14 protein-coding genes are annotated in these 18,960 nt (G+C 47.0%); 3 read left to right on the top strand and 11 right to left on the bottom strand.

The genetic code is table 11. The features are described from left to right. Positions 1 to 2: 2 nt before the first annotated feature. The 4 genes from DF182_RS11100 to DF182_RS11085 all read right to left on the bottom strand — a co-directional run bounded on the left by DF182_RS11100 (position 3) and on the right by DF182_RS11085 (position 6,292). Positions 3 to 554 (bottom strand): RNA polymerase sigma-70 factor, encoded by a 552-nt coding sequence (locus tag DF182_RS11100; protein ID WP_113615688.1) that lies wholly within the window; start codon positions 552 to 554, stop codon positions 3 to 5. A 132-nt stretch (positions 555 to 686) separates the two neighbouring features. Further along, positions 687 to 2,018: a TolC family protein gene (locus tag DF182_RS11095; RefSeq protein ID WP_113615687.1), complete on the bottom strand. Its 1,332-nt coding sequence runs from the start codon at positions 2,016 to 2,018 to the stop codon at positions 687 to 689. 17 nt (positions 2,019 to 2,035) lie between these two features. Further along, complete coding sequence (locus DF182_RS11090; RefSeq protein WP_113615686.1) at positions 2,036 to 5,161, bottom strand: efflux RND transporter permease subunit; 3,126 nt, start codon at positions 5,159 to 5,161, stop codon at positions 2,036 to 2,038. A gap of 45 nt (positions 5,162 to 5,206) precedes the next feature. Continuing rightward, complete coding sequence (locus tag DF182_RS11085; protein WP_113615685.1) at positions 5,207 to 6,292, bottom strand: efflux RND transporter periplasmic adaptor subunit; 1,086 nt, start codon at positions 6,290 to 6,292, stop codon at positions 5,207 to 5,209. A gap of 532 nt (positions 6,293 to 6,824) precedes the next feature. Between DF182_RS11085 and DF182_RS11080 the strand changes: the two genes are divergently transcribed. The 3 genes from DF182_RS11080 to rnc are packed head-to-tail and all read left to right on the top strand — an operon-like array spanning position 6,825 to position 9,068. After that, a complete protein-coding gene (locus DF182_RS11080) occupies positions 6,825 to 7,061 on the top strand; it encodes an acyl carrier protein (protein ID WP_111594820.1) in 237 nt (78 codons plus the stop codon). A 23-nt stretch (positions 7,062 to 7,084) separates the two neighbouring features. Further along, positions 7,085 to 8,338 (top strand): beta-ketoacyl-ACP synthase II, encoded by a 1,254-nt coding sequence (gene fabF / locus DF182_RS11075; protein WP_113615684.1) that lies wholly within the window; start codon positions 7,085 to 7,087, stop codon positions 8,336 to 8,338. A gap of 10 nt (positions 8,339 to 8,348) precedes the next feature. Next, on the top strand, positions 8,349 to 9,068 hold the full coding sequence (gene rnc / locus DF182_RS11070) for a ribonuclease III (RefSeq protein WP_245957406.1): 720 nt from the start codon (positions 8,349 to 8,351) through the stop codon (positions 9,066 to 9,068). 10 nt (positions 9,069 to 9,078) lie between these two features. Here the strand turns inward: rnc and DF182_RS11065 are convergent, their stop codons facing one another. From DF182_RS11065 to DF182_RS11035, 7 genes are all read right to left on the bottom strand, one after another. Then, on the bottom strand, positions 9,079 to 9,756 hold the full coding sequence (locus DF182_RS11065) for a GyrI-like domain-containing protein (RefSeq protein WP_245957405.1): 678 nt from the start codon (positions 9,754 to 9,756) through the stop codon (positions 9,079 to 9,081). 5 nt (positions 9,757 to 9,761) lie between these two features. After that, positions 9,762 to 10,799: a DJ-1/PfpI family protein gene (locus DF182_RS11060; protein ID WP_113615682.1), complete on the bottom strand. Its 1,038-nt coding sequence runs from the start codon at positions 10,797 to 10,799 to the stop codon at positions 9,762 to 9,764. A gap of 123 nt (positions 10,800 to 10,922) precedes the next feature. Beyond that, positions 10,923 to 11,882, bottom strand: coding sequence for a helix-turn-helix transcriptional regulator (locus DF182_RS11055; protein WP_113615681.1), 960 nt, complete (start codon positions 11,880 to 11,882; stop codon positions 10,923 to 10,925). A gap of 427 nt (positions 11,883 to 12,309) precedes the next feature. Next, entirely contained in the window at positions 12,310 to 13,344 is a 1,035-nt protein-coding gene (gene cydB / locus DF182_RS11050) for a cytochrome d ubiquinol oxidase subunit II (RefSeq protein ID WP_113615680.1), read from the bottom strand. A gap of 11 nt (positions 13,345 to 13,355) precedes the next feature. Beyond that, positions 13,356 to 14,744, bottom strand: a complete 1,389-nt coding sequence (locus DF182_RS11045; protein WP_113615679.1) for a cytochrome ubiquinol oxidase subunit I — start codon at positions 14,742 to 14,744, stop codon at positions 13,356 to 13,358. Positions 14,745 to 14,994: 250 nt separating this feature from the next. After that, complete coding sequence (locus tag DF182_RS11040; protein WP_113615678.1) at positions 14,995 to 18,381, bottom strand: ATP-binding protein; 3,387 nt, start codon at positions 18,379 to 18,381, stop codon at positions 14,995 to 14,997. Next, positions 18,359 to 18,955, bottom strand: a complete 597-nt coding sequence (locus tag DF182_RS11035) for a DUF4194 domain-containing protein (protein ID WP_113615677.1) — start codon at positions 18,953 to 18,955, stop codon at positions 18,359 to 18,361. The genes DF182_RS11040 and DF182_RS11035 overlap by 23 nt, the downstream gene beginning before the upstream one ends. Positions 18,956 to 18,960: the final 5 nt, after the last annotated feature.

Genomic DNA, 18,960 nt, shown 5'->3' with positions numbered 1-18,960 from the left:
AATTATTGGGTGGTGTCGATATTAAAGTGATGGAGCAGTTCTTTGCGGATGTATTGCAGTGCGGCTGTCAGGTGGTTTTTAACGGTAGCCGGAGAGATGGACAACTGTTGTCCGATTTCCTTGTGGCTATATCCTTCACTACGGCTTAGTATGTATACGTTACGTCGTTGTTCCGGCATATTTTCCACTACTTTTTGCAGTTGTGTAGCTAACTCTTTTTGCAGTAGTATTTTTTCTCCGCTGCTGGCTGTTTGGGAGGCCTGGTTATCAGCTACCAGGGAGAGGGCTTTTTTTTCCCGGTAAAGCTTACGGGTTTCGTCTATGACGAGATTTTTGACGTACACAAACAGCAAGGGAAAAACATCCTGCCCTTCTTTCAGCTGGTGCATATTTTCCCAGAGGCGAACAAAGCATAACTGGGTGATTTCCTGTGCCCGGTTAGCATCACCGGTTAATTTGAATGCAAACCGGTACACCTTCGCATTGTTCTCCTCAAATATTTTTTCAAAATGAGCTTTAGGAGGGCTTACAGACATAGTTCGAGGTTGTTGCATTATCTGGTTATAAATATAAGCAGGCTATGTTACAGGAATGTTAAGGAGCTGCACTATTTCATATAAAAGCGCAAAGCAGCAAAAACCCTTGATGTCTTTGCTGCTTTGCGCTTTTATGGAGTGGTATACTGACTATTGCAGGAGGGAGCCGTTGAGCCGCTGCAGTTCTGTTTCAGCGAGTTTGGTATTATATCGGGCCTGGATAAGACGGTAGTTGGAGTCTTCCAGGCTTTGCTGGGCCTGTTTTACCTCGATGGTAGTAGATACGCCTTGTTTGAAGCGTTCCAGTGCCACCATCATATTTTCTTCTGCCAGCGTGTTATTTTCTTCTTCCAGTGCTAAAGCTTTCTTGTAATATTCATAATCCTTGAAAGCATTATTCAGGGAGAGATCGATCTGTGATTTGATGTTATCGAGTGTGATATTCTGATAATCTAAATCTATCCGGGCATTTTTCACCTGACGTTTTACATTGAAGCCATTGAAGATAGGAATAGCTGCAGTGAGTCCGTAGTTGATTACCCCGTTGCGGTTAAAGCGAGGACTGAAGTTGTTGGATGCTGCGTTAGACGTACTCCTGTTGAAGTTATAAGCGGAGTTGAAGGATACAGTCGGGAAGTAGTCGGCGCGACGTTCTTTGATAGTGAGCGCTGAGATATTGATATTCTGTTGTTGTACTTTGATCGCCGTGTTGTTGTTGGCGATGTTTTGCTGCAACGTTACAAATGACAGACTTGCATTGATGGGAATAGAATCCTGTACATCATATCCGATGGCGTTTGCAGGTACGGCCATCAGCTGATTCAGTAATGCCTTGCTTTGTTCGATGAGCGTAAGCTGCCGCAGGAAAAGTGCTTTCTGTGCGTTGTAATCCACTTTAGACTGCAGCAGGTCTGTTTTAGGACCCAGGCCGGTAGAGAATTTAGCGTCGGAGAGTTTCACTCTTTCTTCTGAAATCGACAGTTGTTCTTTGATAGCGCGCAGTTGTTGTTTTTGCTGCACGATATTGTAGTAACCACCGATCAGGGTAGCAATGGAATTTTGTATCTGGTCTTTGATGCCCATCTCACCAAGGTCTTTGATGGCTTCCAGTTTTTCGCGGGTAGCGAACATTTTGAGACCATCGAAGAGTGTCCAGCTGAGATTGACGCTGGCATTGACATTATTTCCTTTGATGCCGCTGGTATCTCTTTTGGAACCGTTGGCAAACTCCTGTTTGGTGGCGGTACGGCTCCAGTTGGCGCCGGCGGTGGCGTTGAGGCGTGGCGCAAATGCAAAGTCCGCATAGGCGTAATCGTTAGCCGACAGTTCAGCCGTATTTCTGGCCAGCCTGATAGAGAAATTGTTTTTAAGTGCCACGTCTATTGCCTGCTCCAGGGTCAGTATCTTTTCCTGCGCAGTGGCGGCGATACTTCCCAGTAACATGATGAGGAACAGGCAGCTTCCGGTGATATATTTCTTCATAAAAAAATTAATACAGTTTATGCATGAGCGGCTGCTACACCTTCTTCTTTATCTTCTTCCTCCTCCTCTCCATCGTTGCTTTTATTACCGTGACGGGAGAAGAATGTATACATAGCCGGAATAACATATAATGTGAGTACCAGGGAGAACACGATACCACCTACGATCACGATACCCAGCGGAATACGGCTGGTAGCCGCAGCTCCCAGTGACATAGCAATTGGTAATGCACCCAGTGCCATGGCAAGGCTGGTCATCAGGATAGGACGCAAACGCATGGCAGAAGCATGTATTACAGCGTCTCCTTTGGCGAGGCCTGCATCGCGTTGATGGTTAGCAAATTCCACGATGAGGATACCGTTTTTGGTTACCAGCCCGATGAGCATGATCACACCAATCTGAGAGAAGATGTTCCAGGTTTGGTCAAATATCCACAGTGATAACAATGCGCCTGCGAAGGCCAGTGGTACGGTGAGCATGATAATCAGCGGGTCGATCCAGCTTTCAAACTGTGCAGCGAGTACGAGGTAGATCAGTACCAGTGCAAGTCCCAGCGCGAACATCGTATTGGAGCCACTTTCCGCGTAGTCGCGGGAAGATCCGGACAATGCGGTGGAATAAGAGTCGCTGATGACTTTTTCTTTTTCCAGTTTGTCGTAGATGCGGTACATCTCTTTAAGGCCGTCGCCGATAGTTTTGCCGGGAGCAAGACCTGCGGAGATGGTCGCTGATTTATAGCGATTGAAGTGGTAGATAATCGGCGGACTGGTTTCTTCTTCGATGCTTACTACGTTGTCGAGTTGTATAGCTTCGCCGCGGGAGTTGCGTACATACAGGTTCTGAAGGTCGGTAGGATCGTCGCGGTCAGCGCGGAACACCTGGCCCATTACCTGGTACTGTTTACCATTGCGGATGAAATAACCATAACGGAGATTACTCAGTGCAAGCTGCAGCGTCTGAGAGATGTCCTGTACTGAAACGCCCAACTGTGTAGCCTTATCACGGTTGATATGTATACGCAGTTCCGGCTTGTTGAATTTCAGATCTACGTCGGTACCCTGGAAGACAGGGCTGTTACCTACTTCTTCCATGAACTTGGGCAATACATGTGTGAGTGAGTCGAAGTTGATATGTTCGAGCACAAATGAAACGGGGAGGCCGGCTCTGCGTCCTACCTGTATGGTCTGTGTTTCGATGGCAAACACTTTACCCTGAGGATATCGGGCCATGTTGCGGTTGACCATGTTCACGATATCCTTCTGAGAGCGGGTACGCTCCTGTGGTTCGGTGAGCATGACGTTGGCAAAGGCGGAGTTGACCGCACCGGCGCCACTGAAACCAGGAGAGGTAACGCTGAGGATGATTTTCTTTTCAGGTATGGAGTCCGCGAGGAATTTGGTGAGTTTGTCCACGTAGTTATCCATATAGTCGAAAGAGGTACCTTCCGGCGTGGTGATGGAGAGGCGGAACTGGCTTCTGTCTTCCAGTGGAGCCAGCTCGGAGGGCAGTGTTCTGAACAGGAAATAAATCATCACCAGACAACCAGCGATGATCAGTCCGGCCACCCAACGGAAACGCATAAACGCTTCCAGTGAATTTTTATAACCATCTTCCATCCAGCGGAAGAAAGGTTCTGTTTTGGTATAGAACCAGGAGTGGGTATGCGTTTTACGGCCCAGTTTTACGTTGAGCACCGGTGTGAGTGTCAGCGATACAAAGGCAGAGATCAGTACGGCACCAGCCACCACGATACCGAATTCGCGGAAGAGCTGTCCTACGAATCCCTGTAGGAAGATGATCGGAAGGAATACGAAGGCCAGGGTGATGGAAGTCGCAATTACGGCGAAGAAAATTTCTTCAGACCCTTCCCTGGCGGCCTTCATACGAGGCATACCGGCTTCAATCTTTTTGTAAATATTTTCAGTCACTACGATACCATCATCCACCACAAGGCCGGTAGCCAGTACGATAGCCAGGAGGGTGAGGATATTTATTGTGAAGCCGCAGATATACATGATAAAGAAGGCGCCAATGAGAGACACGGGAATGTCTACCAGCGGGCGGAAGGCCATGAGCCAGTCACGGAAGAAGAGGTATACGATGAGGATCACGAGCGTGAGTGCCACGATCAGGGTTTCTTCTACTTCCTCAATAGATTTTTTGATAAACCGGGTATTGTCCATGGCAATGTTGACCGTATAGTCTTCCGGGATATCTTTTTTCAGTTGTTCGTATCGTTTATAGAACTCATCGGCGATAGCTACATAGTTGGAGCCGGGCTGCGGGATGAGCGCCAGCGAGATCATAGGGATGCCGGACTCTTTGAGTACCGTTTCTTCATTTTCGGGGCCTAGTACAGCCTGGCCTATATCCCGGATGCGTATTTCGCTGCCGTTGATATTTCTGATGATGAGGTTGTTGAAATCTTCTTCCGTGAAGAGGCGGCCGAAGGTGCGTACGGTAAAGTCGGTGGCGTTACCGGCGATTTTACCGGAGGGCAGTTCCACGTTTTCTCTTTGAAGCGCAGCCTGGATATCAGATGGCGTAAGGCTATAGGAGGACAGTTTAGCCGGGTCCATCCAGATACGCATGGCATATCTTTTTTCGCCCCATATCTGGATCTGGGAAACTCCAGGGATGGTCTGCAGTTTTTCGAGTAATACGTTGGTACCGTATTCTGTTATTTCCAGCTGGTTGCGGGTGTTGCTTTGTACCGTCATGGAGATGATGGCGTCTGAGTTAGCATCCTGTTTGGATACAACGGGTGGTGCGTCGATATCCGGCGGGAGGCTGCGCAGGGCCTGGGATACCTTATCGCGCACGTCGTTGGTGGCGCCTTCGAGGTCCTGGCCCAGCTCAAATTCCACGGTGATATTACTACTACCCTGGCTGCTGCTGGAAGATATGTTTTTGATACCGGCGACACCGTTGATAGATTTCTCCAGTGGTTCGGTGATCTGTGTTTCGATGATGTCTGAGTTGGCGCCGGCGTAGGATGTCCGCACGTTTACGATGGGCGGATCGATGGCCGGGAAGTCTCGCACTCCAAGGAAGGAAAAGCCCACGAGACCGAATATCACAATGATGATATTCATCACAATTGCCAGAACAGGGCGTTTGAGAGATAATGAAGGTAGACTCATTGGAATATTTTTTTAGGGATTACAGCAGGTAATCGCCCTCTTTCACTATTGTATTTTGTTGAACTTCAGCGGCATACCAGGTTTCAGCTGGAGGATACCGGTGGTAACTACGGTATCTCCTGGCTGGAGGCCGCTGGTGATCTGTACATTGTTTTCGTTGCGGATGCCTGTTTCTACGATCACAAATTTGGCTTTGCCACTATCGGCAACGATTACTTTTTTATCGCGGGTGCCAGGGATGACTGCCTGAGAGGGGATCATGATAGCATCCGGAAGATCTTTCAGGGTGATCTTTACTTTAGCAAAAGATCCGGGGAAGAGTGTACCATTATTGTTGGGTACGATGGCCCTGAGTTTAACGGTGCGGGTGGTCAGATCTATTTTCGGATCGATAGCATAGATGCTGCCTTTGTATTCTTTATTGTCGCCGGCAACGGAGAAGCTGACCTGGTCGCCTATTTTGATGACGTTCCGGTATTTTTCTGCTACGGCGAAGTCCATTTTAAGAGGGTCTATCTGTTGGAGGGTGGTAATGATGGTAGCAGAAGATACGATGGCTCCTTCACTGACATTGCGGAGTCCGAGTTTGCCGCTGAAGGGGGCGCGGAGTTCTGTTTTCTGCAGCTGGGTCTGGGTGTATTGCATATCGGCGCCGTAGGCACTAACCTGGTTGCGGGTTACGTCTACATCCTGGCGGCTGATACCGTTTATTTTGAGCAGGTTTTCCTGGCGTTCGAGTGTTGTTTTGGCCAGTTCCTGTTGTAGTTTCAGTTTTTGTAATTGGGCGCGAAGGTCTTCATCGTAGATTTTTACGAGGAGGTCGCCTTTTTTAACGTTGGTACCTTCTTTAAAATAGAGGTGGGTGATGCGGCCGTTAATTTCCGGTTTAACTTCTACTTCTTCATTGCTTTGTAATGTACCGCTTGCTTCGATGGCTTGAGCGAGGGCATCAGTTTTTACGATCCAGGCGTCTGTGAGGAGCTGTTTTGAGTTGGCTCCTTTGGCGGCGGCGCCGTTGGTTGCGGCGGCAGCTTCTTTTTTGCCGGTTATTTTTTTATAAATCAGAAAGATCACGATGCCTACAGCTACCACTATAATAGTGGAGCGGACTGTTTTGTTGATGTTGGGCATGTTGTTAAGCCTTTTAGCGATTAGCTTTTAATGATAAATTACCGAAGGGCAGTTAGTATTTTAACATTCTACTGTTGAGGTGTTGCATCCAGTTGTGTTACGTATAGCTAACGGCTTCTCATAAGCCGGACAAATTTAATAAATGGAGGGGGTGAATGGATGAGGTGACTGTTAATTAGCGTTAAGGGGTTAGATAAGTGGTGAAAAAGCAGGTTAAATGGATTTTTATTGCTTCGGCAAGGATGAATATTTAAATATTTGGCTATTTTAGAACATGATAATATACGTTTTTTGGAAGAGATGAAGAAGGGTGTATTGGTATTCAGGGGATGGAAAAAAGGGGGAAAATCCTATCAGACGGGGGGATGCCGGGACATAAATCTTTTATTAACAAAGTGAAGAATATGTTTACTGTATTGGGTTTGGGAGGAATAAAAAAGGAGAGTGCAGGTTAAAATTCGGGCTATCTCTTGGCAATTCAATAAAAATTATATTTTTGCACTCAAGTTTTAAACCAAAAACACTTAAAATTATGTCAGACATTGCATCAAGAGTTAAAAAGATCATCATTGACAAATTGGGCGTTGACGAAGCCGAGGTAACTCCTGAAGCCTCCTTCACCAACGACTTAGGCGCTGACTCTTTGGATACGGTAGAACTGATTATGGAATTCGAAAAAGAATTCAACATCTCCATTCCTGACGAACAAGCTGAAACTATTACTACTGTTGGCCAGGCAGTTGTTTACCTGGAAGAACATGTAAAATAATCCTACTAATCAGAATTGTTTTAATGCAACCAAGACGAGTTGTCGTTACAGGTTTAGGCGCTCTTACACCGCTCGGCAATTCCGTAGCCGAATTCTGGCACGGATTGGCGAACGGTGTATCCGGCGCGGATTATATCCGTCAATTTGACGCTTCCAAGTTCAAAACCCGTTTTGCTTGTGAACTGAAGAATTTCGACCCTACTAACTACCTGGATAAGAAGGAGGCCCGCAAGATGGACCCCTTTACACAAACAGCGGTGATAGCCGCAGATCAGGCAATACAGGACGCCAATATCAACAAGGACAAGATCGATGTGGATCGGGCCGGTGTGATATGGGGTACCGGTGTTGGTGGGATGATTAACTTCAGTCACGAGTTAAGAGAATTTCATACCGGAGACGGGACTCCCCGTTTCAGCCCTTTCCTGATCACCAGGCTTATTCTTGATATTGCCGCTGGTTATATTTCTATCCGCCACGGCTTCAGAGGGCCTAATTTTTCCGTTGTATCTGCCTGTGCTTCTGCCACCAATGCAATCATTGAGGCGATGTACAGTATCCGTTATGGTAAAACCGATCTGGTAGTTACCGGCGGCTCGGAAAATGTGATCAACGAACCTTGTGTGGGTGGTTTTAACGCCATGAAGGCTTTGTCTGAAAGAAATGATGATCCTAAGACCGCTTCCCGTCCTTTCGACCTCGACCGCGATGGTTTTGTAATGGGAGAAGGTGCAGGTGCGCTGGTACTGGAATCATTGGATCATGCGTTGGCGAGAGGTGCAAAAATTTATGCTGAATTAGCCGGCGGAGGCGCTACAGCAGATGCCCATCATATCACAGCCCCTCATCCGGAAGGACTGGGTGCGATGAACGTAATGCGGCAGGCGCTGGCAGATTCCGGTTTACAGGCTAATGATATTGATTATATCAACGTACATGGTACTTCTACCCCACTGGGTGATATCGCAGAAGTAAAGGCTATTCAGAAAGTATTTGGTGAACATGCTTATGATCTCAACATCAGCTCCACCAAATCCATGACAGGCCACTTACTCGGTGCAGCCGGTGCTATTGAGTCAATAGCTGCTATCATGTCTATCATCAATGGTCTTGTACCACCCACAATTAACCATTTTACCGACGACCCTCAGCTGGACCCGAAATTAAACTTTACCTTTAACACTGCACAGAAGAGAGAAGTAAGAGCTGCATTATCCAACACCTTTGGTTTTGGCGGACATAATGCCTCTGTTATTTTCAAAAAATTTGTTCCTTGATCTTGATCGTGTGAGATTACTGCCAGGATTTTTATATCGACTCGTATCCAAGAAGCGGCACTTATACAAAGAGCTCACTAGCCTGTTGGGTTTCCCGCCAGGTAACTTTGCCCTGTATGAGATAGCCCTTAGCCACCGCTCAAGCAAAGAGAAGTTTCTCGAAAGCAATGAGCGGCTGGAATACCTTGGCGATGCCATTCTGGGAGCAATTGTGGGTGATTATCTCTTTAAAAAATATCCTTACAAAACAGAAGGATATCTTACAGAGATGCGTTCCAAAATTGTAAACCGCCAGCAACTCAATGATATCGCTATCAAAATGGGCCTGCGCAAACTCACTATCTACGATAAGTACAATAGTTTTCTGAAAATCAGTCAGATCTTCGGTAATACCCTCGAAGCCCTCGTAGGTGCTGTATACCTCGACCGCGGCTACAATAAAACCCAGCAGTTTGTGCACAAACGCATCCTCATGCCTTACATCGATATGGAGCTGCTGGAAAGCGTGGAAATGAACCACAAAAACAAGCTGTATGGCTGGGCTAATAAAAACGGCAAAGTCCTCGAGTTCGAACTCCTCGAAGAACAAATGGACAATGGCCGGCGTATCTTTACTGTAGGCGCTGTAGTAGACGGTGAACTGATTTGCACCGGTAAAGCTTTCAATAAAAAAGACGCCAGCCAGATCGCTGCCCAGCAAGCCATCCAACAGTTAGGACTCGCTGACTAATTTCTCCTTATCATTTTACCGGATGCCGCAGAATCGTTTTCAGTTTCTCCGGTGCTGTTTTCCTGAAATCCGACAGGTATATCTCATGATGCCGTCCATTCATTTTCAGGTTTTGCTGCTCCATCAACACTTCCAGCTTTTTCAATGAAACGGGTTCTTCGCTAAAAGGTCCTATGTGCATGATCTGCACACATCTCCCCTCCTCTATCGTTTTCAGGTCTACGTTTCTGAAGAGGGTTGACTGCTTCTTCTTTTCTGCACTCATCACGGAGGCAGACAGTTGTTGACGGGTTACAAAATCGGGCATACGGATGGCCAGCTCATAACACCATTGGTCTCGCGGCGCCTGCCGCGGATCTCCTTTGGCATCCTCTACCCACCAAAAACCTTCCAGCTTGCTGACAGTAAAGTCACTGTCCGCTTTTTTACATAAAAACTTGATGCCGTATGCAACTGTATACAGGGCGCCGATGTTTTCCGCGAAAGCCTCCCCGTTAGGGTCTCCCTGACCGTTGATCGTCAGGAAGAGCCCTTTTTCCATAGTGGCCAGCTCCGCTGTAGTGGCAGCGCTGTAATAGCTTTTGAATGATTTGGTAAGTTCGAGTTTAGCCATTTCCGTTAGTTTTATTTCATAGTCAATAGTAAATCCTATCAGTAGTATCCATCCAAGGTTACTCCAGTATTTCATTGTAATTAGGGTTTTACCACACCAATCTGGATATTGGTAATATTCTGGTCTGGCTGTTGAAAGTCGTATTGGAAATATTGTTCGCGGTTGTAGCCCGTCATCTTGATACCCAGGAGGTTGATAGCGCCCAACAGTTTACCATAGGTTTCTCCCAGCTTGTCCCAACCGCCTTTGTGGGGCATGGTGATACAGTCGAAACCTGGCAGAACCTCGCACTGGTATGGAGCAGGCACCGGGCCAGCGGTGGTAACAGGAACGCCTATATCAAGCCGGAAGACTGTTTCGGGTTTGCCATCAAACTGGTGATAGTGCCACTGAACAGGGCCAGAGATCTCCATGCCGGTAGCGATGGCCTGCTGGTATATTTCCCGGGCGGCGGTACGTACCAGTGCAAGCATACCACTATAATTGACTTCATAGCTGCGGTAGAAGAATGTAAGGGGATTTACCTGGCTAAACTCCGGCGCCGGACCGTCGGCAAAGAAGCCAAACCAGAAAGCCAGCTGCTGGTTACCGAGCAGGTCGAGTGCCATATAGATCTCTCTGGTAAAAGGCACCATGGCGGGGCCACTGGCAGTAATCAGGTTACCACCGGTTACAGCAGGTTGATTTTTATAGTGGGCCTGTCCTTTATAATCAGGGGCCAGTATTTTGAGTACCGAAGCATCATTGCTGGTATGAGGTACCTCATCAAGGAAACCATGATTACCGATAAAAGCAGTAGCATCGCAGATGGCGGCCAGGAGCCGGCCATTATCCAGTTGTTTGTGTATCAGCGGCAGAATGGCGTTATGTTCGGGGTTGCTGGCGATGGTGGCTCCTCCCGGAATGATGAGCAGGTCTATATCAGCATCCAGGGCCTGTGACAGGCTTTGCTGTGGTGTTACGCTCACATTGCCTCCGGAGGTAATAGGTTGACCGTCAAGTGAAAACGTCACTACCTGAACATCAGTGAAATTACTGAGTCCGTAAATGGCTAAAGCTGGTTCCCAATCTGAATACTGATTGTATACATACACATAACATTTGCGTGGCGCTTTCATAATTGCTTTGTTTTTTGATTACAATACAAAGCAACGAACGGGGTGTGACAACCCTATGTCAGGAGAGGTCTAAATATATTGAATATTAATTTTAAAGTGTGTATGTTGTTGTGTATTATATTTTTACAGATAGTGATCTTTTAGCTCTGTTACCAGTTCTCGCATGGTGGTTTTGAGAGGCTCTGGCTCCAGTACCTTCACAGTGTTACCATACATGACCAGCCAGCGGCTAAAGTACTGGAAACTGCACATGAGGAAAGTCAGTTCCACTTTATCGTCTTTGGCGACTTCCTTCATGAGACCGAAATAATACAACTGCTGACGCATATAGCGCATCATCTCCTTATCCACTTCTATTCTTACCAGCAGGGTTTTTTCAGGGGCGTTACTACGTCTCTGTTCCAGGTATTGCTGGAGCGATGGGTGTTTGTCCTTTTTGAAATAGGAGGAAGAGAGGCTTAATTTGCGGATACGATCTACCCGGAAATCCCGGTATCCCTGCCGAAGCCGGCACCAGGCGATCAGATGCCAGTTGTGGTTGTCATGGAAGATCCCGATAGGTTCTGCTTCGCGGCGGGTGTTCACTTCTTCTCCCAGGGAAAAATATTCTATGCTGATGATCTGCTGGTGGCCAAGGGCTTGCTGGATATCTGAAAGAAAACGGTTGGGAAAGCTGTCTTCTGAAACAGTGGGGCCGTTGCGGATAACGGCAATATTTTCTTCCAGAGATTCCAGATAATCCTTTTCGGAGCCCCGGAGCACAGACCGGATCTTTTCCATAGCAAAGCCAAACTGCTTGCGGTTGGAATGGTCACTGAACTGTTCCATCAGCTTTTCACCGGTCAGCAGGGCGGCAGCCTCCTCCTTTGAGAACATTACCGGGGGAAGATGGTACCCGTCTACAATATAATAACCGGTGCCGGCCTCTGCGCCAATAGGCACACCGGCCTCCTGCAATGCTTTCACATCGCGGTAAACCGTTCGGAGGCTGATATTAAAGCGTTCGGATATCTCCGCTGCTTTTACAATCTTTTTGCCTTGCAACTGGATCAGGATGGCGGTAAGTCTATCTATGCGGTTCATGGAATAGCCTGGTTAAGACCACTAATTTCGGTCGCCTAAAATTATTTTTCATTTTTTTTTATCCTCCGTTAAACTTTGAGAAGATTCAGCTGTCTTTAATATGTAAGAAATCTCCGAAAATAATTAAGTGGTTGATAATGAGTGTGAGATTGAATTTTTTGGAGATCAACAAACACGATGCTACAGTACAGAATATAGGTTAAATGGTAAGCCCCTGTAATTTCTTACGGGGGCCTTTTTTTAACTATGATATCTAAAGTTGCTGTTTTGATGTTTGCTGATAATCCTGATGAACGGAGATTAAATCGAATTTTAGTTATAACTAATTTAATATATAAAGGCGAAGCCCCCGTTGATTAATCAATGGGGGCTTCGCTTTTTATCTCCGCTCATCAGGAGCATCAGTAAAATCATATGAATCATCGTTCTAGTAGCTCATATCTGTCAACTTCACCTTACCTCTAAAAGTCCAGAACACAAAAATACTGTAACCAATTACCAGCGGAGTACCGATGGCCGCTATCAGCAGCATTATTTTCAATGATTTTGTGGAAGAGGCGGCATCATAGATGCTGATACTATTAGCAGGGTCTGTGGTAGAAAGCACAATATTGGGATACAGCCCCACCGCAAAGAGAATCAGCAGACAGGAAGTGATAATGCAGGAGTAGAAAAAGGCGGTGAAGTATCTCCTGGAATCAATATTCCGTTTGATGTTGAGCAGGGTAAACACCGCTATCATCGGGAGAATAAATAGTTGTGGATGGTCCTTGAACTGATGTGTCATATGTGGGATATAGATCAGTGTAGCCATCGAGGTTAATATGAAACAGAGAATGAAAAACTTGCTGCAATTATTCACCAGGACTGTGAGCTTGGCATAGAGCCGGTTTTCGGTTTTCATCACCAGGTAAATGGCGCCATGCAGCATAAACAGCGACAAGGTGGTGAAAGCGATGAGAATAGCGTAGGGGTTGAAGAATGTCAGCAGGTTGCCGGTGAATTCATGCTGACTGTTGAGCGGCAGCCCATGGATAAGGTTACCCAATACCAATCCCAGCAACAACGTGATGGCGGTACTGGAAACAGTATAAGAGATATCCCACATTTTACGCCACCAGGTCCAGGGTTCCTTGCTACGGAATTCTATAGAGATAGCCCTGAAAATCAAAGCCACCAGAAATAACATAAAAGGAATGTAAAAGGTCGAAAGGATCACTCCGTAAACGAGCGGAAAGCCCGCAAACAATGCTCCTCCGGCGATGACCAGCCATACTTCGTTACCATCCCATACCGGCCCGATTGCATTTAGCACCAGACGGCGGCTTTCTTCCTTATTAAAGAACAGGTGTAAAGATCCGGCACCGAGGTCAAAACCATCCAGTACACCATAACCGGTGATCAGTCCGCCGATCACTAAAAACCACCAGGTGGGAAGGTCCAGTCCGAGTATTGTTTCCATACAACAGTATTTTAAGCAGGGAGATTTTCGAGATTATTAGGATAGTACTGATCGTGGTCGTCATCTCTTTTGCTTCCACTTATATCTGGTCCATGCTGTATTTTACGGTTCAACAGGTAGAGGAACAACGCAAACAGCAACACATATACTAACGTAAAGAGGATGAGGGAGAACATAACCTGATCGGCGGTGACCTTTCTGGAAAGGGCATCGGAGGTACGTAACAGTTTATATACCACCCAGGGCTGGCGGCCTACTTCAGCGGCATACCATCCCATCTGATTAGCGATCTGCGGCAGTAACACTGCCCAGGCGAAGATGATCATCAGCCATCGTTGTTCAAACAGTTTCTTTTTCCATAGTAATAACAGTGCCAGCAACGTAAGTCCTATCAGTGTTACACCGATAGAGATCATAATGTGATAGGTCTGGAAAACGAAGTTGACAGCGCCGGGTCTGTCCTGTGGCGGAGTAGCCCGCAATCCTTCCACCGGAGCGCTGAAGCTGCCATGGGTCAGGAAAGAAAGGCCTCCCGGAATTTTGATACCGGTAGTGGTTTCAGTTTTATTATTAACCCAGCCCACGATATACATATCTGCTACGGAAAGGCTGTCGTAATGCCCTTCCATCGCGGCCAGTTTGGCTGGCTGATATTTACTGACATAATGTGCTGAGCGATGGCCGGTGAAAAGCTGCATCAGCGCGGCTATCACCGCTACCGATAAGCCTACTTTGAACATCGCCTGTGCATGTGCTTCAAAACGTTTTTTCAGAATATACCAGGCGGCAACGCTCATCACCAGGAAAGACCCTGCCAGAAAAGAACCGATGATAACATGCGCATAGCGGTCTATGCTGGAAGGGTTATACACCATCTCCCAGAAATCAGTCACCACAGCGCGTGCTCCAAGCGCATGTCCTTCTATGCGGTAACCGGCAGGGGTTTGCTGCCAGGAGTTGGCAATCACGATCCACAATGCAGACAAGGCAGAGCCGAATGCTACCATAATAGTGGAAAAATAATGTACAGCTTTATGCACGCGGTCCCATCCAAATAACAGCACTCCGAGGAAGGCAGACTCCATCGCAAAAGCAAAAATCCCTTCCGCTGCCAGCGCGCTTCCGAAGATATCTCCTACGTAATGGGAATAGGTAGCCCAGTTGGTGCCAAACTCAAATTCCATGACAATACCAGTGGCCACACCTATGCCAAATATCAGGGCGAATATCTTAATCCAGAATTTGGTGATTTCCTTGTACAACAACTTACCTGTTTTCAGGTAAAGACCTTCCATTATCACCAAACACAAGCCCAGTCCGATACTCAGCGGAGGATAGATGTAATGGAATGCTATTGTAAAAGCAAATTGTACTCTGGATAGTATTTCAACGGAAGGCATAATCTTGAATTATGATACAAAGTTAGGAGCTCATCCAATCTGACAACCTGATATTTATCATGAACCATTGATTCATTTGATTCTCCCGATGAGCGGAGATATAAGCGAAGATTTAGCCATGCTTATATGAAGATAAAATAATTAATTTGTATGAAAAGAGAAAGCCCCCATTGATTTGTTTTAATCAATGGGGGCTTTTTTATTTTTTCGCTTAAGTCTTCGCTCATCAGGAGCATCAAAATTATCAGAATTAATCAGCGGTTGTGGTGGCGAAGTCCTTTTTCTTCTCCCTGTACTCTTCCATGGTGAAGTTGTACACGACGGAGTCGCGTTTGTTTTTATTGGAAACAAAGTGACAGGCGTGAATGTAAGGTTCGGCGATGTTGAGTTTGTCGAGCGGTGTTACTACCAGCAGCTGCAGGTTGAGCTGGCCGCAGTATTCCATGAGGTAATGGCTTTTTTCCGGATCCAGTTTACTGAAGGCTTCGTCTACTGTGATGAAGCGCAGGCTGCGGTGCTGGCGGTTGGCCTCATTGATACCAAACTGGTAAGCGATGGCAGCACCCAGGATAGTGTAGGTGAACTGGGCTTTTTCTCCACCGGAGAGGCTGGCCGTGTCTTCGTAGTATTTGAAGGCCTTGTTGTCTGCGATATAGTATTCTTTGGCACCGAAGTCAAGCCAGTTGCGGACATCCGTTACTTTACGGCGCCATGCTTCATTTTGCTGTAATTCGGTGATGAGTACTTTGATGTTTTCGAAGAGTTGTTCTCCATATACTGCATCTTTTTCGAGATGGTATTTAAAGGAGTCCGGCACAGCATTGCTCAGTTTTTCCTTGAAGTTTCTGATCTCTACATCTTTCACATGACGGCATTCCAGCTGGAGATAAGTATCCGGATTTTTGTTGAAGGTGATGTTACGGAGTGGTTCGTTGAGATCGTCCATCACTTCACGGATGAGGTCTTCCTGGCCGTATATCCATGCACGGTAGTTGGTGATGGCGTTGAGCATACTGGTGTCCATGTATTTACGGAAACGTTCTTTATGCTCTATGAGGCGCTGGTACTTGATGTTTTCGTATAGTGAGGTAAATTCTTCAAGATATTTCACATGCGGCTGTAGGTCGCTGACATCACCGAGCCATTCGGGATAGGCGTCGTGGATGGCTTTTGAAGGCATCACGAAAGCAGACAGCTGCCGGGTGATTTCGGCTTCTTTTTCTGCGGCCTGACGCATGGCATCGTGCAGGGTAGCTTTCAGGTTGTCATCGGCCCGTTTGCGGTAGGCAGCCAGTTCTGCGGTGGTCTCAGCCGGTTCGGTGAGTGACAGATCCGACAGGTATTCCAGCACGTATTGCAGGGATATATCGTCGAGTTTATTTACTTTAAGCTGGTTGAAGTGACGCAGTTTTTCTGCGGCTTTATCATCGATACGGCCTTTTTCCTGCAGTGCTCTTTCTTTCTCTTTCTCTTTTTCCTGGATATGGGCGATGGCTTCATCGAGTTGATCACATATTACCTGGTATTTGTCGCTGGTTTTAAGCAGCTGTGTTTTTTCGCGGGTAAAGGACTCGATGACGCCGGCATGTGTTTGCCAGTTGATTTCGCTGTAGTTGCGGAGTGACAGGAAGGCATTCATCAGTGTATTGGCGGTAGCGATGGCCTTACGGCTTTCTTCCAGCTGTGAGATGCTGTGCTGTAGCGATTCGATGTTGCTGTTGCACTCGTCCTGTTCTGCTTTCAGGAGCCGCAGTTTGTTTTTGTTGTTCCAGCCCAGTACATAGCTGTTTTGCTGGGAACGGTTGGGGCGGTCATCTTTTTCATGGCGTGTAGCCTGTCGCGTTAGTCCGTTGGAAGTAACGGCTTTGCGCGATTTGTTGAAGACAGCCATATCATCTGTGCAGGTATAGTCAAACTGGTCCAGCAGCTGGTTTTCCAGCCATTCCTTGAAGATGGTGCCGGGTTTGATTTCTATTTTCTGCAGGAGGCTTGTTTTTTCTGTGGGCATCCTCAGCATGGTATAACTCTCATCTTCCACCTTGTGATAAACCAGGCGGGTTTGCAGGTTATTGGAGTTGATATACCGGTTGATATCCATGATATATTCTTCCGGCACGAGGAGACGCAGACCGAAGTTGTGCAGTACTTTTTCGATGGCGTTTTCCCAGTGGCTTTCGCTGTCTTTTACCCTGATCAGTTCACCGGCAAAAGGCAGGTCATCTTCCTGAACATCGAGCATATCAGCCAGCTGCTGGCGGATACGGACCAGTTCATAAGGAATGTTGCTTTTACGGTTGAGGAAGGAGTCGATTTCTTCTTCCAGCCGGGTAGCCTGTGTCCTTTCGGCGGTGAGGCTGCTTTTGTAGTGGAACATTTCCTCCTGGAGTGTTTCCAGCTGTTTGTCGTGGGCTCCTTTAAGAACGTCGGCGCCGTAGACATTTTCATGGAACTGCTGCTCATCCGGATTGGGGGCGAGTTCCAGCTTATCGGCCAGCATGTTGTATTCTTCCATCTTGTTACGTTTGGCTTCGAGGGCCTTTTGTTCGTAGTGGATGGATTTTTCGATGGAACGTAATTGTTCGTCCACGCTGTTGTTGGCCTTTTGGGCTATGAGCTCATCTTTGCGGAGGTTGAGCGTTTGCAGGTGTTCGTTGATGCCGGTGAGTATGCTGGTGGTTTTCTGTTGTACTTTCTGCAGTTGTTCCAGCTCATTTTCCAGGATATCTTTTTCCTGTTTGTTGAACCAGGCAGGCAGCAGGTCCTGGAGCATCTGCAGCTCGCGGTTCCTGTCCTGCAGCTCCTGCCAGGCAGTTTTATTGGAGATGATGGGCTCCAGCATTTTCAGCTGGGTTTCATCCTTCTGAATGGCGCGGTGGCTGGACAGCAGGCTGTCGTAGTTTTCGCGTAGTTTGAGGAATTCGCCTTCCGCTTCTGTTTCTTCCAGCATCTGGCTACGGATGAAGGTATTGAGGTCACCCAGTACTTTGATACCGACGGTCTGGTTAAAAAGTGAAAGGGCTTTTTCACTTCTGAGGCCGAAGATGTTGCTGAAGAGAGAGGCGTATTCCTTGAAGCTATCGGTGATTTCTGTTTTCGGATATTCGAGGCGGAGTTTCTTTTTCCAGTCTCCTTTCATATCAAACCTGCCACTGCCGAAGTGGTCGTTGATATTGAGTTTATGGGGAGATACGATGAATTGTCTTTTTAATTCTCCCGAATACCATCTTACCTGCGCCAGGGTGATCTGGTGCATGGTGGCAGCATTGTAGAAATAGGCCAGCAGCACGGAATACGGGTTGCTGTCTTTATTACGCAGCTGTTCTGTTTTGGACTGCAGGGAGTCTTCGGAAAATGTTTTTCCGTAATATCCCCAGAAGTAGGATTCTTCTCCGCGGTCTTTACGTTGATCGGTACCGGAAGACTGGTTATAGAAACGTTTACCGGCTGGCACGAGAAGTGTCAGCAGGGCGTCGATGAGTGTTGTTTTACCGCTACCATTGGCACCCGTGAGCAGAGAAGTCTGACCGTTGGTGTTGAGACGGTATATTTTATTATGAAATGTGCCCCAGTTGTATATTTCAAGATACTGCAACCGGAAACCACTTTCTTTAGAATCACTGTTGAACAGGGTTGACATGCAGTTTTAATTTTGATTTTATTTCTTCCAGTTTTTCGTTGTTGACCAAAGCTTTGATCACTCTTTTCACTTCATACTGATGCAGTTCCTTGTTGGCTGCATCTTCCCGGGTAGCCTTCAGGATGCCTATGTTGAGCAGGCTGTTGATTGGCTTGTTGAGATCTTTCAGCAGTTTGGATTTATTGTTACGTTCCTTGAAGAATAAGGTGAGTCTTTCCTTGATTTCCTTTTGTGTCATGAACAACCGGGTACCATTGCCCTGGATATCAAATTCGTCGAGGGCTTCACGCAGCACGATGCAGAGCAGGGTGGCTTCGTAAGTGAGCCTGGTTTTACGCATGAGTCGTGGCAGTGGTTTGTCGCCGGAGCTATCGTCTGCTTCCGGTTGCTGGATGCGGGCGAAACCATCGCTTTCGTTGATGATGAGTTGGAGTCCTACCTGATTGAGATATTTGCTGAGCTCTGTCTGCCAGCCCAGAAGATCTTTCCAGTAAGCTTTGTCTTCTTCATACACAGGTCCCTGCATAAGTTTGAGGAACACGTGTGCAAAGGGAGAAATATTGTTATTGGCCATACTTC

Origin of the sequence: Chitinophaga flava (genome assembly GCF_003308995.1) — a bacterium.
GTDB classification, from domain to species: Bacteria; Bacteroidota; Bacteroidia; order Chitinophagales; family Chitinophagaceae; genus Chitinophaga; species Chitinophaga flava.
Note: the sequence above shows the minus strand (reverse complement) of the source record. Positions and strands in the feature narration are given on the sequence as shown.